Source organism: Microbacterium sp. KU4F (genome assembly GCF_056868075.1).
The window spans coordinates 3,049,834-3,063,842 of record NZ_CP200324.1; the positions used below are offsets into that span (position 1 = coordinate 3,049,834).

The window sequence follows — 14,009 nt, forward strand, 5'->3', positions numbered from 1 at the left end:
TTGAGACACGGATGCGGCGACGGCGGACACGGCGACGGCGGACACGGCGACGAGCGGACGAGGGGCGCGGCGACGAGCGCGGGCCGCGGCGGCGGGGTGCGAGAGGCAGAGGCGGCGGGTCAGCGATTGCGGAGGCGGGCGGTCAGGGCGGCGCGGACCGTCGGCCACTCGCCGTCGATGATCGAGAAGACGACGGTGTCGCGGATCGTGCCGTCGGCCCACACCGTGTGGTTGCGCAGCACGCCGTCCTGCTTGGCGCCGAGCCGGGCGATCGCCGCGCGGGACTGATGGTTGTGCCAATGGGTGCGGAACTCGACCGCGCCGCATCCGAGCACGTCGAAGGCGCGCTCGAGCAACAGGAGCTTCGCGGCCGGGTTGATGCCGACACCTTGGGAGGCGCGCCCGATCCACGTCGAGCCGATCTCGAGCCGACGGTTGGCCTCGTCGAGGTTGAGGTAGGTCGTCATGCCCACGGCGCGGCCGTCCCGCACGGAGACGATCGCCCACGGGGCGACCAGGCCCGCGCGCTGCCGTTCGAGACGACTGTCGATCTCGTCCCGCATGCAGTCCGGCGAAGGGATGCGGGTGTACCAGGTGCGCCAGAGTTCGTCGACCGCGACGGCCGCCGCGAGGTCGTCCGCGTGCTGGGGCCCCAGCTGCTCGAGACGCACGTGGGCGTTCTCGAGCAGCGGGGCATCGGACCAGTCGCTCACGAACGGGCGTCCAGCAGCTCCCGCACTCCGTCGCTCAGAGCGGCGATGCGTTCGGCCGCATCCGTCGCCGAATCCGCGCGGACGTCGAGATACGCCTTCAGCTTGGGCTCCGTGCCCGAGGGGCGCACGATCACGCGCGAGCCGCCCTTCAGCGTGTAGCGAAGCACGTCGCTCGGCGGGAGCGCCTCGGAGCCCTCACTGAGGTCCTCGACCGCCTTCACCTTCACGTCGCCGATGCGCGCGGGAGGATCCGCCCGCAGACTCGACATGATCGTGCCGATGATGGCGAGATCCTGCACCCGCACCGAGATCTGATCGCTCGCGAAGAACCCGAACGTCCGGTCGAACTCATCGAGCAGATCCTGCAGCGTCTTGCCGGCAGCGCGGGCCTCGCTCGCGAGCTCCAGCGCCGCCACGGCGGCCGAGATGCCGTCCTTGTCGCGCACGGTCTCGGGGTTCACGAGGTACCCGAGCGCCTCCTCGAAACCGAAGATCAGGCCCGGTGCGCGCGAGATCCACTTGAAGCCGGTGAGGGTCGCGCCGAAGCCCAGGCCGTAGTGCTCGGCGACGGTCTGCAATCCGGGGGAGGAGACGAGCGAGCAGGCGAGCGTTCCGGAGGCGCCGGCCTCGGCAGCGTTGCGCGCCGCGCGCCAGCCGAGCAGCAGCCCGATCTGGTTGCCCGTCAGACGGCGCCAGCCGCCCTCGGCATTCGCGTCGGGCACCGCCACCGCAAGGCGGTCCGCGTCGGGATCATTGGCGATGATGAGCTCGGCATCCGCCTCCCGCGCCGTCTGGAAGGCGAGATCCATCGCGCCGGGCTCTTCCGGGTTCGGGAAGGCGACGGTCGGGAAGCGCCCGTCCGGCTCTGCCTGCGCGGCCACCTGAACGGGTTCGGGGTACCCGGCCGCGGCGACGATGCGACCCAGAGTCTCGCCGCCCACGCCGTGCATCGCGGTGTAGACCCAGCGCAACCCTTCGGCGCCGGCGGGCGCGGGGCCGACGGCGGCCGTGGCCGAGACATACGCCTCGACGACCTCCTCGGATGCGGTGAGGTATCCCAGCGAGCGGGGAATCTCGCTCGCGGAGACCTCCGTCGCGATGCGGGAGATCTGCGCCGCGATCTCGCCGTCGGCCGGTGGCACGATCTGAGACCCGTCGTCCGCTCCGCCGAGGTACACCTTGTAGCCGTTGTCGTTCGGCGGGTTGTGGCTCGCCGTGACCATGACGCCCGCATCCGCCTTCAGATGACGGACCGCGAACGCGAGGACCGGTGTGGGCAGGAGCCTCGGCAGCAGCACGGCGTCGAGCCCAGCGCCGGCGAAGATCTCCGCCGAGTCTCGGGCGAACACATCGGAGTTGCGGCGTCCGTCGTAGCCCACCACCACGCGGGGCGTGTGACCGGCGGGCGCGTTCGCTGCGAGGTAGGCGGCCAGGCCCGCGGCCGCCTGGGCGACGAGGACCCGGTTCATGCGGTTGCTGCCCGCTCCGAGCTCGCCGCGGAGTCCGGCGGTTCCGAAGGCGAGGCGTGCGCCGAAACGGTCCTGCAGCTCAGCGAGAGCGGACGCGTCGCCCGCATCCGCCGCCGTGAGGATGTCGGTGAGCTCGGTGCGCGTCTCAGGATCGGGGTCCTGCGCGAGCCACGCGCGGGCGGCCTCGAGGACCACGCTCACAGCTGGCCGATCACGCGGGCGAGGAGGTCGGAGATGACCGGCTCCGCCTCACGGCCGGCCTCGATGACCTCGGCGTGGCTGAGCGGGGTGGGGGAGATGCCCGCGGCGAGGTTGGTGATGAGCGAGAAGCCCAGCACCTCCATCCCGGCCTGGCGGGCGGCGATCGCCTCGAGCGCGGTCGACATGCCGACGATGTGGCCGCCGATGATCTTGGCCATCTGCACCTCTGCCGGCGTCTCGTACTGCGGCCCGCGGAACTGGCAGTAGACGCCCTCGTCCAGGCTCGCATCGACGGTGCGCGCGAGGTCACGCAGGCGCGTGGAGTAGAGGTCGGTGAGGTCGATGAAGGTCGCGCCCTCGAGCGGCGAGTCCGCGGTCAGGTTGATGTGGTCGCTGATAAGCACGGGCGTTCCCGGCTTCCAGTGCTCCTTGATGCCGCCGGCGCCGTTGGTGAGCACCATGGTGCGGGCGCCGGTCGCGGCCGCCGTGCGCACGCTGTGCACGACGCGGCGGGTCCCGTGGCCCTCGTAGTAGTGCGTGCGCGCGCCGATGACCAGCACATGCTTGCCCGAAGGCGTCCGGACGCTCCGGAGCGTCCCGACGTGGCCCTCCAGCGCCGGCTTGCTGAAGCCCGTGACCTCCGGCGCATCGATCGTCGCGACGGTCTCACCGATGAGATCCGCGGCCTTGCCCCAGCCGCTGCCGAGCGTGAGGGCGATGTCGTGCTGGGCGACGCCGGTGAGGCGTGCGATGTCGTCGGCGGCGCGGCGCGCGATCTCGAAGGGATCGGCTGCCGGGTCGTCGAGCGGGTTGAGGGGGGTCGTTGCCATGACCCCACCTTATGAACCCGAGGCCCCGCGGGCCACTTCGACGCCCGCCGCATCCGCCGATTCGTCGGCGCGCACTGTCGCGGGAGAGAATGAGCCCCATGTCTGCGAGCTTCGAGAGCGCCCAGCGCGTCGCGATCATCGGTGGTGGCCCGGGCGGCTACGAGGCGGCGCTGGCGGCGGCCCAGCTGGGAGCGGAGGTGACGCTCGTGGAACGCGCCGGCGTGGGCGGCTCGGCAGTCATCACGGACGTCGTTCCCTCGAAGTCCCTCATCGCGACGGCGGATGCGGCCGTCGCCATCGCCGGGGCGAGCGATCTGGGCGTGCAACTGTTCGCGAAGGACGGCACCGGAAAGCCCCTGCAGCCGCAGGTGGCCATCAACCTCGCCGCCGTGAACAAGCGGCTGCTCTCGCTCGCCCGTCAGCAGTCCGACGACATGCGCGCCTCGCTGGTGTCCGCCGGCGTCCGCATCATCTCGGGCCACGGCCGCCTCGACGGGCCCGGCGCCGTGGTCGCCTCCACCGGCCCCGGCGGCACGGACTTCGACCGGGTGGAGGCCGACACGCTCGTCGTCTCCGTCGGGGCCTCCCCGCGTCAGCTCGCCACGGCGAAGCCCGACGGCGAACGCATTCTCACGTGGACCCAGCTCTACGACATGAAGACCATCCCCGAGCACCTCATCGTGGTGGGCTCGGGCGTGACGGGTGCGGAGTTCGCCTCCGCCTACATGAACCTCGGCGCGAAGGTGACGCTCGTTTCCAGCCGTGACCAGGTGCTGCCCGGCGAGGATGCCGACGCCGCGGCGGTGCTCGAGAAGGTGTTCGCGCGCGGGGGCATGACGCTGCTGGCCAAGGCGCGTGCCGAGCGCGCCGAGAACACCGGCGACGGTGTCCGCGTGACCCTCGCCGACGGCCGCACGATCGAGGGCAGCCACTGTCTCATGGCCGTGGGGTCCATCCCGAACACGACGGGCATCGGTCTCGAGGAGGCCGGTGTCGAGACGACGGAGTCCGGCCACATCCGCGTCAACCGCGTCGCGCGCACCTCGGTGCCCAACATCTACGCGGCGGGGGACTGCACGACCTTCGTCCCGCTGGCCTCGGTCGCCGCGATGCAGGGGCGCACGGGCATCTTCCACGCGCTCGGAGACGTCGTCATCCCGCTCGAGCAGCGACGCATCGCCGCCAACATCTTCACCGCGCCCGAGATTGCGACGGTGGGGTGGCAGGAGAAGGACATCCGCGACGGCGCCATCAACGGCGTCGTGTGCAAGATGCCGCTCGCGGCCAACCCGCGGGCCAAGATGATGGGCATCAAGGACGGCTTCGTCAAGATCATCGCGCGCGAGGGCAGCGGAACGGTCATCGGCGGCACGATCGTCGGCCCGCGCGCATCCGATCTCATCTACCCGATCGCCATCGCGGTGGAGCGCCGTCTGACCGTCGACCAGGTGTCGCGCGTGTTCACGGTGTACCCCTCCCTGTCGGGATCCGTGACCGACGCGATGCGCGCCATGCACGTGATCGAGCCGGCCACCGAAGACGAGGACTGATCCGGATGCGGCGCCCCGCTGCTCCACCGCGCTCGCCGCATCCGGGCTCTGCTGCCCGGCCATGCGGGAGTGGCATCCCTTGGCCGCGCCACTTCTGCGCACCCGCTACAGAAAATGACAGTCGCAACTGCGCAAAAGTGGCGCATCTGCGCACATGCGACGCAACTCGGGCAGGCGGGGCGGCGGCCCGCGCGGGTCAGTTGATGGTGAGGGCTGGTGCCCCGCGGAGACCGTCGTGCCGGCGGCGGCGTTGATCGCCCCGACCACGCCGTCCTTGTGAGCCTGGATGGGCTGCTCCATCTTCATCGCCTCGAGGACCACGACGAGGTCGCCCTTGACGACCTGCTGGCCCTCCGAGACGGCGACCTTGACGATCGTGGCCTGCATCGGCGCCTTGACGGCATCGCCCGAGGCGCCCGCGTTGGCGGTCGTCTGGTGCGAGCGGCGCGAGGGCGGCACGGCCGCGGGGCGACCGGTCTGCGCGGGCGCGGCGGCGATCCGGTCGGGCAGGCTCACCTCGAGCCGCTTGCCGCCGACCTCGACCACGACCGTGTGGCGCTGCTCGGGCTGCGCGATGTCGCTGAGCTCGCCGTCCCATGCGGGGATCTCGTTCACGTACTCGGTCTCGATCCAGCGCGTGTAGACGCCGAAGACGCCGTCTTCGGCGGTGAACGCCGGCTGACGCACGACGTCGCGATGGAAGGGGATGACCGTGGGCAGGCCGGCGACCTCGAACTCGTCGAGGGCGCGACGGGCGCGGGCGAGCGCCTCCGCGCGGTCGCGGCCGGTCACGATGAGCTTCGCCAGGAGCGAGTCGAACGCGCCCGAGACGACATCGCCGGCGGTGACGCCCGAATCGAGACGGATGCCGGGGCCGCCGAAGGTCTTGAAGACCTTCACGGGGCCGGGCTGCGGCAGGAACCCGCGACCCGGGTCTTCCCCGTTGATGCGGAACTCGATCGAGTGGCCGATGGGAGCCGGGTCGTCGTAGCCGATCAGCTCGCCTTCGGCGATGCGGAACTGCTCGCGGACGAGGTCGATCCCGGTGACCTCCTCGGACACCGTGTGCTCCACCTGCAGGCGCGTGTTGACCTCGAGGAAGGAGATCGTCCCGTCTGCGCCGATGAGGAACTCGCAGGTGCCGGCACCGAGGTAGCCGACCTCGCGCAGGATGGCCTTGGAGGATTCGTAGAGGATGCGGTTCTGCTCCTCGGTCAGGAACGGCGCCGGCGCCTCCTCGACGAGCTTCTGGTGACGGCGCTGCAGCGAGCAGTCGCGCGTGGAGATCACGACGACGTTGCCGGCGGCATCCGCCAGGCACTGCGTCTCGACGTGACGCGGCTTGTCGAGGTACTTCTCGACGAAGCACTCGCCACGGCCGAAGGCGGTGATCGCCTCGCGGGTGGCGGACTCGAAGAGCTCCGCGACCTCGTCGAGTTCGCGCGCGACCTTGAGGCCTCGGCCGCCGCCGCCGTAGGCGGCCTTGATGGCGATGGGCAGTCCGTACTGCTGGGCGAAGGCGACGACCTCGTCGGCGCCCGAGACGGGCCCCGGCGTTCCGGGGGCCAGCGGTGCGCCGACCTTCTCGGCCACGTGGCGGGCGGTGACCTTATCGCCGAGCGCTTCGATCGCGTCGGGCGATGGGCCGATCCAGGTGGCGCCGGCGCCGATCACCGCGCGGGCGAAGTCCGCGTTCTCGGCGAGGAAGCCGTAGCCGGGGTGTACGGCGTCGGCTCCAGCGCGCCGCAGGACCGAGAGGATCTTCTCGATCGACAGGTACGTCTCGGCGCCCGTGGTGCCCTCGAGCGCGTACGCCTCGTCGGCGAGACGCACGTGCAGCGCATCCCGATCCTGGTCGGCGTAGACCGCGACGGACGCGATTCCGGCGTCACGGGCGGCGCGGATGATGCGTACGGCGATCTCGCCGCGGTTCGCGATGAGGACCTTGGCGATGCGAGGCATGAGTGCCAGCCTAGCGAGAGCTCGCCGGGTCTTTTTGACCGAACTCCACAAGAACAAATAAATCTGTTCGGGAGAACCTACAACAGTCCCGACGCGGGTTCAGTCGCTGGAGGGTCCCCACAGATCGGTCCACACCACGCCGAGCTCGCGGCACAGGGCCCGCAGCGTGGACAGCGACATTCCGACGACCGTTGACGGGTCGCCCTCGACGCGCGTGATGAAGGGGCCGCCGAGGCTGTCGACGGTGAAGGCGCCGGCGACGAGCAGCGGCTCGCCCGTCGCGACGTAGGCGGCGATCTCCGCATCCGTGACGTCCGCGGCGAAGCTCACCGACGCGGCGGCGACGGCGTGCGCCTCGACGGGAGCTGCGCCGGGGGCGAGCCGGATCACGCTGTGTCCGGAATGCAGCACTCCGGTGCGGCCGCGCATGTCGCGCCACCGGGCCGTCGCGACGTCGGGCGTGTAGGGCTTGCCGAGGATCTCGCCGTCGAGCTCGAACATCGAGTCGCCGCCGATCACGAGGCCGTCGAAGTCCTCCCCGTCCTCCTCGAGAGCCGCCACCACCGCCGCGGCCTTGCGCCGCGCGAGCAGCAGCACGTGCTCGGCGGGGGTGAGTGTGCGCCCTTCTGCGGCCTCGACGGCCGCGATCACCGCCTCCTCATCGACGTCGGGAGCAGCGGTACGCGGTTCGATGCCCGCCTGGCGCAGCAGCATGAGACGGGCGGGCGATGTCGAAGCGAGGAGCACGCGCATCCCTCCACGGTAGACGCTCGCCGCCCGCGGGCCTCGGCGGAGAGCGCTCCCGGGCGGGCGTGTGCGAAGCTCGAAGGATGGATGCCGGAACGCACCTCGAGCTCGAGATCACCGACGTCGCCCACGGCGGCGTCTTCGTCGGCCGGTACGGTGACGAGCGGCGTGTCGTGTTCGTGCCGGACACCCTGCCGGGTGAGCGCGTGCGGGTGCGCCTGACCGATACGTCCAAGAGATCCTTCTGGCGGGCGGAGGTCGTCGAGGTCCTCGACGCATCGCCGCACCGGCAGCCGCACGTCTGGGCGCAGGCAGATCTGTCGATGCCCGCCGAGCACCGGCCCGGAGGCGCGGACTTCGGCCACATCGTCCTCCCGGAACAGCGGGCCCTCAAGCTCCGCGTCCTCGAGGATGCCCTGGCGCGCATCGGACGGCTGTCGCTTACCGCCACGATGGAGCCGGCTCATCCGAGTGCGGCCGGCGACGCCGAGAGCGCGGACGGCACGGGATGGCGCACGCGGGTGAGCCTGCACGTCGATGCGGAGGGGAACATCGGTCCCTTCGGCGCGCGCAGTCACCGCGTCGTCCCCGTTCGGGACCTGCCGTTGGCGACCGCGGCCATCGCGGAGGCGGCGGCGGGGCTGTCGGGTGCGCGGCCGGGGCGCGTGGATCTCGTCCAGCCCGCCGACGGCCGGGTGCGGGTGATCGCTCGACCCGAGGCGCGCCCGCGGCGAGCGCCGCGCGCCGAGGTCGTCACCGAGCGGGTGGGCGAGCGCGCGTTCCGCGTGGATGCGGGCGGGTTCTGGCAGGTGCACCGCCTGGCGGCGAGCACCCTGACGACGCTCGTCAGCGACGCGCTCCACGATGTCGGCGTCGACCCGGAGGGGTGGCACCTGGACCTGTACGGCGGCGTCGGGCTGCTCGCGGCGGCGATCGGGGATGTCGCAGGGCCCTCCGCGCGCATCACGAGCGTGGAGTCCAACGCGCGCGCGACCGAGCACGCGGGACACAACCTGGCGCAGTGGGTGGGGGCGAGGGCCGAGACCTCGCGCGTGGAGCGCTGGGTGGCCGAGCTCGCCGACAACGCGAGCATCGATCAGCGCGCGAGACTCGCGCGAGGCGTCGTCGTGCTCGACCCGCCCCGTTCGGGCGCCGGGAAAGACACCGCGCGCGCGATCGCCGGCCTCGAGCCGGCCGCCATCGTCTACGTCGCGTGCGACCCGGTGGCTCTCGCCCGAGACCTCGCGGAGTTCCGTCTGCACGGGTACGAGGCTCAGACGGTGCGCGCTGTCGACCTGTTCCCGCACTCCCACCACGTCGAAGCGGTCGCCGCCCTTCGGCGAACGGGCGCACGGCTAGCATGAGCGCATGACGCGCGTCGCCTTCATCGACGACCACGAGTCGGTGCGGCTCGGGGTGGAGGCCGCCTGCGCGCGGACCGGCACGACCGATGTCGTCTACTCGGGAGCATCCGTCACCTCCTACCTCGCGTGGCGTGCGGACGGCGGCGAGCAGGCGGATGTCGTGGTGCTGGATCTCACGCTCGGGGACGGCACCACGGTCACCGAGAACGTCACCCGGCTGACGGAAGACGGCTCGGCGGTGATCATCTACAGCGTCGCCGATCGGCCCGCATCCGTGCGCGAAGCCCTGCTCGCGGGGGCTGCAGGCGTCATCAGCAAGGCCTCGCCGATCTCGGACGTCGTGGGAGCGATCGCGACGGTGGCCAGAGGAGACGTGCTGAACACCGTCGAGTGGGCCAGTGCGATCGAGGGAGACCGCGCCTTCGCCGACGCCCAGCTGTCGACGCGCGAACGCGAGGTGCTCAAGCTGTACGCCGCGGGACTCCCGCTGAAGATCGTGGCCGATCGGCTGGGCATCGCCTTCTCGACGGCGAAGGAGAACATCACGCGCATCCGCGTGAAGTACGTGGAGGTCGGCAGACCCGCCCCCACCAAGGTCGACTTGCTGCGGCGCGCGCTGGAGGACGGACTGCTCACGGAGCAGTCCGCGGGCGCCCATGACCGATAGCCGACCGTTACGCGTCCTCCGGGACGAGCTCGAGAGCACCGGCATCCCCGGCATCGCCTCGTTCACGCGGGAGCGCGTCGAGCGCGTGATGGCCGTGTCGGTGGCGCTCGCGTTCGGGGCGCTCGGTGCGCAGGCGTTCTTCGCAGCCCTGGGCTCGCAGGACGTCCGGGACGGGTGGGGGCTCGCCCTCATGCTCGTGGTCTTCGTCCCCTTCGTGGTGATGGAGATCACGTTCTTCAGCGGTCGCTTCACGCTCTTCGGCGGCCGCTTCTTCGTCGTGGCCTACACGGTCGCCCTCGCCGTCTGGCCGTGGGCGACGGCCGGGTCCGAGACGGCGATCACGTATCAGCCGTGGATCTACTTCCTGGTGACCGTCGCCACGGTGGCGAGCGTCATCGTGTTCCCCCGGCCCGCGCACGTCGCGATCACCGTGCTCCTGCCCTTCGCCTACGGACTCGTCCGGATGATCGAGCTGCGCTTCGTGGCCGATGCGTGGATCGCGGTGTCGTTGGACACCTCGTTCTCGCTCATCCTGGGCAGCGTCCTGATGATGCTCGCGTGGACCTTTCGCACCGCGTCCTCGACGATCGACGAGCGGCGACTGCGTGCCGTGAGCTCGTACGCGCAAGCCGCCGCCGTGAACGCGACGGAACGCGAGCGCGTCGCGGTGGCCGCGCTCATGCACGACAGTGTGCTGGCGGCGCTGCTGGCCGCGGAGCGCGCTCGCACGCCTCGGGAGAGCGACCTTGCGGTGTCCATGGCGCGCGAGGCGCTGACCCGGCTGGCCAACACCGACCGTGACGTGGGCGAAGGCAGCGATGCGCCCGTGCCGGCCGAGGCGATCGTGGCCGACATCCGCCGGACGATCGACGACGCGCAGTGCCCGGCCGAACTCGTCGTCGATCTCGACCCCGACACCCCTGAAGTGCCCGGTCGGGTCGCCCGCGCGCTGGCGCTCGCCGCAGCCCAAGCCATCTCCAACGCGGTGGAGCACGCCGCGGGCGCGGGGCTGGAGGTGCGCGTGAGCGGAAGCGCGGAACCCGGTCGCGTCGTCATCGTCGTCTCCGACCGCGGCCCCGGTTTCGACATCGACGAGGTGCCGGCCGATCGGCTCGGGATCCGCGCCTCCATCCTGGCTCGCGTGAGCGCGTTCGGCGGGAGTGCCGAGGTGGTCTCCTCCAAGGAAGGCACCCAGGTGACGATGACATGGCGGGCGGTGCGCTCGTGATCAGCATCCGGTTCGTCGTCATGATGCTCGGTGTCGCCTTCACCGGCTTCCTCGTCGCGCGCGCCTCCTGGATCACCGGTCCGGTCCGCGAGCCGCTGCTGCTGTGGACGGCGCTCATCCTCTTCCTCGTCGTGGCCTGGTTCTGCATCTTCTGGGGGATGACCTCGGGGCTGCGCACGCGCAGCCAGGAGATCACCGTCGCCCGGGGCAGCGACCGGCTGCCGATGTGGCTGTGCGTGGCGGCGCTCCTGGTCTCCATGGTGCTGCCGCCGCTCATCTCCGCGGCGATTCCGCCCGAGGCGCGCACGGAGCAGTACGCCACCTGGTACATCGGAGGACTCGGCGCGCTCATGACGATCCTCGTCATCCGCCGCCGGCCATGGGCGGCGTGGAGCGGCACCGCCGTGCTCGCGGGATGGTCGATGGTGCTCCTCGGACCGATCCCCGCGCTCGGTCTCGGACTGGTGGGTTCAGTGGTCTGGGTCACCGGAGCCCACTTCTTCACGTTCGCGCTGGACCGCGCGGCGCGCGACACCGAAAGGCTCGGCGAACTGCAGCGCACCGCATCGGCGGTGCAAGCGGCGCAGGGTTCCCAGCAGCGGGAGCGTCGCATCCAGGTGCAGCGCGCTCTGGCGGTCGCCGGTCCCGTCCTGGCGCGCACGATCGCGACGGGCGGTCGCCTCTCGGAGGACGAGCGCACCGATGCCCGCATCGCCGAAGGGCGGCTGCGCGATGAACTGCGCGGGCCGCGCCTGCTGGACGCCGACGTACGCGCGGCGCTGGATGCGGCGCGCCGACGCGGTGCGATGGTCACCATGTTCGACGAGGGTGGCCTCGACGGTCTCGCCGAGGAGCAGCTGCACGTCATCCGCGCCGAGCTCGCGCAGACACTGCGCTCGGCGCGATCCGAACGTCTCTACATCCGCACGTCGCCCGATGATCGGGTCGCTGTCACCGTCGTCGGGCGCGCCTCCTCGACGCTCGGTCTGTCCGACGAGGACAGCGTCGATCTCTGGCGCGAGATCGAGCACCCGGCGAGCTGAGGTCCGTGATCCAGCAGTCGGCTGCGCACGCGCACCGGCAAAAGGAAAGGAGACGAGGGGCGGCGAGTCGCTCGCCCCTCGTCTCCGGGCGAGTGGTTACCCGAAAACCACCCGCAAGATCGAACCCGGTTGGTGCACCCTGACGGTCAACGGGCCGATCGAACGCGAAGATGCGTTCCAGCTCCTCCAGTATGCGAAAGCCGTGCGAGCAGTGTCTGTAGGTACTTTGGGGGACACCTGCGACGCTGCCCCTGCGGCGCGGCTCAGCCGCTGAATCCGCCCCATCCGACGTCGCGCCGCAGCGGCTGACGCAGCCCGCGCTGCGACAGCGACCACGCGGAGCGTCGGGCAGGCTCCGCGGCCACCGCACCCTGCTCCTCCTGCCGGTAGGCGGCGGCGACCACAGCGATCGCCGCGGCGAGCTCGACGTCGTCGGGGTTCCCCCTGCGCACCTCGATGCGCAGTGCGTCGCCGGGTTCCTCGAGGGTCATAGCGGGATGTTCCCGTGCTTCTTGGGCGGCAGGCTGGCGCGCTTGCCGCGCAGGGAGCGCAGCGCCTTGGCGATCGCGACGCGGGTCTGAGCCGGTTCGATGATCCCGTCCAGCTCGCCGCGCTCCGCCGCGAGGAAGGGCGATGCCACGTTGTAGGTGTACTCGTTCGCGAGGCGCGTGCGCACCGCGGCGACATCCTCGCCGGCCTCCTCGGCCCGCTTGATCTCGCCTCGATAGAGGATGTTGACCGCTCCCTGCCCGCCCATGACGGCGATCTCCGCGGTGGGCCAGGCGAGGTTGACGTCGGCTCCGAGCTGCTTGGAGCCCATCACGATGTAGGCGCCGCCGTAGGCCTTGCGCAGGATCACGGTGACGAGGGGGACCGTCGCCTCGGCGTATGCGTAGAGCAGCTTCGCGCCGCGGCGGATGACGCCCGTCCACTCCTGGTCGGTGCCCGGCAGATAGCCCGGGACATCCACGAGTGTGACGATCGGGATCGAGAACGCGTCGCAGAACCGCACGAAGCGGCTCGCCTTCTCGCCCGCATCGATGTTGAGCGTGCCCGCCATCTGCGAGGGCTGGTTGGCGATCACGCCGACCGTGCGGCCCTCGACGCGGCCGAAGCCGATCACGATGTTCGGCGCGAACAGGGGCTGGACCTCGAGGAACTCGCCGTCATCCACCACGTGCTCGATGACCTGGTGGATGTCGTAGGGCTGGTTCGGGGAGTCGGGGATGACCGTGTTGAGTGCGCGGTCGGCATCCGTCGTCTCGAACTCGAAGACGCCCTCGTAGCCCGGCACCTCCGACATGTTGTTGTCGGGAAGGAAGCCGATCAGCGTGCGGGCGTAGTCGATCGCGTCGTCCTCGTCGTCGGCGAGGTAGTGCGCGACTCCGGAGCGTGTGTTGTGCGTGAGGGCACCGCCCAGCTCCTCCATCCCGACGTCCTCGCCCGTGACGGTCTTGATGACGTCGGGGCCGGTGACGAACATCTGGCTCGTCTTGTCCACCATGATGACGAAGTCGGTGAGTGCGGGGGAGTACACGGCCCCACCGGCCGCCGGGCCCATGATGAGCGAGATCTGCGGGATCACGCCGGAGGCAGCGGTGTTCAGTCGGAAGATCTCGCCGTACTTGCCCAGCGCCACGACGCCCTCCTGGATGCGGGCGCCGCCCGAGTCCAGGATGCCGATGCAGGGGCAGCCCGCCCGCAGCGCGAACTCCATGATCTTGATGATCTTGTCTCCCGCCACCTCGCCGAGCGAGCCGCCGAAGGTGGAGAAATCCTGCGCGTACACGGCGACGGTGCGGCCGTGGATGGTGCCGGTGCCGATCACGACGGAGTCGCCGTACGGACGCGAGCGCTCCATCCCGAAGGCCGTCGTGCGGTGACGCACGTACTCGTCCATCTCCACGAAGCTGCCGTGATCGACGAGCAGCTCGATGCGCTCGCGCGCCGTGAGCTTGTCTTTCGCGTGCTGCTTGGTCTGGGCGTTCTTCTCGGCGTCGACGACCGCTTCCTGGTAGCGCTGGCGCAGGTCGGCGATCTTGCCGGCGGTGGTCGAGAGGTCGGGGCTGTCCGTCACGCGTTCCACCCTATCGGCGCCGTGTCCGCTGGCGTTGGAGGGTGTCGACAGGTGTGTACCGCATCCGCTGTCGTGTGTCTCCGATGTCGGCGCCGTGAGCTGCGAGGCTCCGCTGTCAACGGGGGAGCGCCATCCGGGCCCGCGAGTAGGGTGTGGCG

General features: G+C 70.9%; 12 protein-coding genes. 5 read left to right on the forward strand and 7 right to left on the reverse strand.

Features of this window, described 5'->3' with window-relative positions; translation table 11 throughout:
* Window positions 1-119 precede the first annotated feature (119 nt).
* The 3 genes from AC1VNH_RS15145 to AC1VNH_RS15155 are packed head-to-tail and all read right to left on the reverse strand — an operon-like array spanning window position 120 to window position 3,213.
* Window positions 120-713, reverse strand: a complete 594-nt coding sequence (locus AC1VNH_RS15145; protein WP_483112345.1) for a GNAT family N-acetyltransferase — start codon at window positions 711-713, stop codon at window positions 120-122.
* Window positions 710-2,383 carry a phospho-sugar mutase gene (locus AC1VNH_RS15150; RefSeq protein WP_483112347.1) on the reverse strand — a complete coding sequence of 558 codons (1,674 nt, stop codon included), beginning with the start codon at window positions 2,381-2,383 and terminating at the stop codon, window positions 710-712. The genes AC1VNH_RS15145 and AC1VNH_RS15150 overlap by 4 nt, the downstream gene beginning before the upstream one ends.
* Complete coding sequence (locus AC1VNH_RS15155; RefSeq protein WP_243226970.1) at window positions 2,380-3,213, reverse strand: purine-nucleoside phosphorylase; 834 nt, start codon at window positions 3,211-3,213, stop codon at window positions 2,380-2,382. Before AC1VNH_RS15155 ends, AC1VNH_RS15150 begins: the two co-directional genes overlap by 4 nt.
* A gap of 89 nt (window positions 3,214-3,302) precedes the next feature.
* Between AC1VNH_RS15155 and AC1VNH_RS15160 the strand changes: the two genes are divergently transcribed.
* Window positions 3,303-4,763, forward strand: coding sequence for an NAD(P)H-quinone dehydrogenase (locus AC1VNH_RS15160; protein ID WP_483112349.1), 1,461 nt, complete (start codon window positions 3,303-3,305; stop codon window positions 4,761-4,763).
* Window positions 4,764-4,868: 105 nt separating this feature from the next.
* On the opposite strand, the gene AC1VNH_RS15165 is transcribed toward AC1VNH_RS15160, so the two are convergent.
* Together AC1VNH_RS15165 and AC1VNH_RS15170 are read right to left on the reverse strand one after the other, a co-directional pair.
* The gene (locus AC1VNH_RS15165) at window positions 4,869-6,725 is read right to left on the reverse strand and encodes an acetyl/propionyl/methylcrotonyl-CoA carboxylase subunit alpha (protein ID WP_483112350.1); all 1,857 of its coding nucleotides are present in this window, start codon (window positions 6,723-6,725) and stop codon (window positions 4,869-4,871) included.
* A 99-nt stretch (window positions 6,726-6,824) separates the two neighbouring features.
* Window positions 6,825-7,478 carry a Maf family protein gene (locus AC1VNH_RS15170; protein ID WP_483112352.1) on the reverse strand — a complete coding sequence of 218 codons (654 nt, stop codon included), beginning with the start codon at window positions 7,476-7,478 and terminating at the stop codon, window positions 6,825-6,827.
* Window positions 7,479-7,555: 77 nt separating this feature from the next.
* Between AC1VNH_RS15170 and AC1VNH_RS15175 the strand changes: the two genes are divergently transcribed.
* Genes AC1VNH_RS15175 through AC1VNH_RS15190 form a run of 4 tightly spaced genes read left to right on the forward strand, consistent with a single transcriptional unit; the run spans window position 7,556 to window position 11,774 of the window.
* Window positions 7,556-8,836, forward strand: a complete 1,281-nt coding sequence (locus AC1VNH_RS15175) for a class I SAM-dependent RNA methyltransferase (protein WP_483112353.1) — start codon at window positions 7,556-7,558, stop codon at window positions 8,834-8,836.
* 4 nt (window positions 8,837-8,840) lie between these two features.
* The gene (locus tag AC1VNH_RS15180; protein WP_483112355.1) at window positions 8,841-9,503 is read left to right on the forward strand and encodes a response regulator; all 663 of its coding nucleotides are present in this window, start codon (window positions 8,841-8,843) and stop codon (window positions 9,501-9,503) included.
* The gene (locus AC1VNH_RS15185) at window positions 9,493-10,731 is read left to right on the forward strand and encodes a sensor histidine kinase (RefSeq protein ID WP_483112356.1); all 1,239 of its coding nucleotides are present in this window, start codon (window positions 9,493-9,495) and stop codon (window positions 10,729-10,731) included. Before AC1VNH_RS15180 ends, AC1VNH_RS15185 begins: the two co-directional genes overlap by 11 nt.
* Window positions 10,728-11,774, forward strand: coding sequence for a hypothetical protein (locus tag AC1VNH_RS15190; RefSeq protein WP_483112358.1), 1,047 nt, complete (start codon window positions 10,728-10,730; stop codon window positions 11,772-11,774). Before AC1VNH_RS15185 ends, AC1VNH_RS15190 begins: the two co-directional genes overlap by 4 nt.
* 263 nt (window positions 11,775-12,037) lie before the next feature.
* On the opposite strand, the gene AC1VNH_RS15195 is transcribed toward AC1VNH_RS15190, so the two are convergent.
* Both AC1VNH_RS15195 and AC1VNH_RS15200 read right to left on the reverse strand, forming a co-directional pair.
* Window positions 12,038-12,265, reverse strand: coding sequence for an acyl-CoA carboxylase subunit epsilon (locus tag AC1VNH_RS15195; protein WP_483112360.1), 228 nt, complete (start codon window positions 12,263-12,265; stop codon window positions 12,038-12,040).
* On the reverse strand, window positions 12,262-13,851 hold the full coding sequence (locus AC1VNH_RS15200; RefSeq protein ID WP_425561397.1) for an acyl-CoA carboxylase subunit beta: 1,590 nt from the start codon (window positions 13,849-13,851) through the stop codon (window positions 12,262-12,264). The genes AC1VNH_RS15195 and AC1VNH_RS15200 overlap by 4 nt, the downstream gene beginning before the upstream one ends.
* Between the last annotated feature and the right edge of the window lie 158 nt (window positions 13,852-14,009).

What these genes read in the sequence shown, in the direction of transcription:
- AC1VNH_RS15175 (WP_483112353.1), top strand. Translation starts at nt 7,556, where the DNA reads ATGGATGCCGGAACGCACCTCGAGCTCGAGATCACCGACGTCGCCCAC.
- AC1VNH_RS15195 (WP_483112360.1), bottom strand. Translation starts at nt 12,265, where the DNA reads ATGACCCTCGAGGAACCCGGCGACGCACTGCGCATCGAGGTGCGCAGG.
- AC1VNH_RS15170 (WP_483112352.1), bottom strand. Translation starts at nt 7,478, where the DNA reads ATGCGCGTGCTCCTCGCTTCGACATCGCCCGCCCGTCTCATGCTGCTG.
- AC1VNH_RS15165 (WP_483112350.1), bottom strand. Translation starts at nt 6,725, where the DNA reads ATGCCTCGCATCGCCAAGGTCCTCATCGCGAACCGCGGCGAGATCGCC.
- AC1VNH_RS15160 (WP_483112349.1), top strand. Translation starts at nt 3,303, where the DNA reads ATGAGCCCCATGTCTGCGAGCTTCGAGAGCGCCCAGCGCGTCGCGATC.
- AC1VNH_RS15180 (WP_483112355.1), top strand. Translation starts at nt 8,841, where the DNA reads ATGACGCGCGTCGCCTTCATCGACGACCACGAGTCGGTGCGGCTCGGG.
- AC1VNH_RS15185 (WP_483112356.1), top strand. Translation starts at nt 9,493, where the DNA reads ATGACCGATAGCCGACCGTTACGCGTCCTCCGGGACGAGCTCGAGAGC.
- AC1VNH_RS15155 (WP_243226970.1), bottom strand. Translation starts at nt 3,213, where the DNA reads ATGGCAACGACCCCCCTCAACCCGCTCGACGACCCGGCAGCCGATCCC.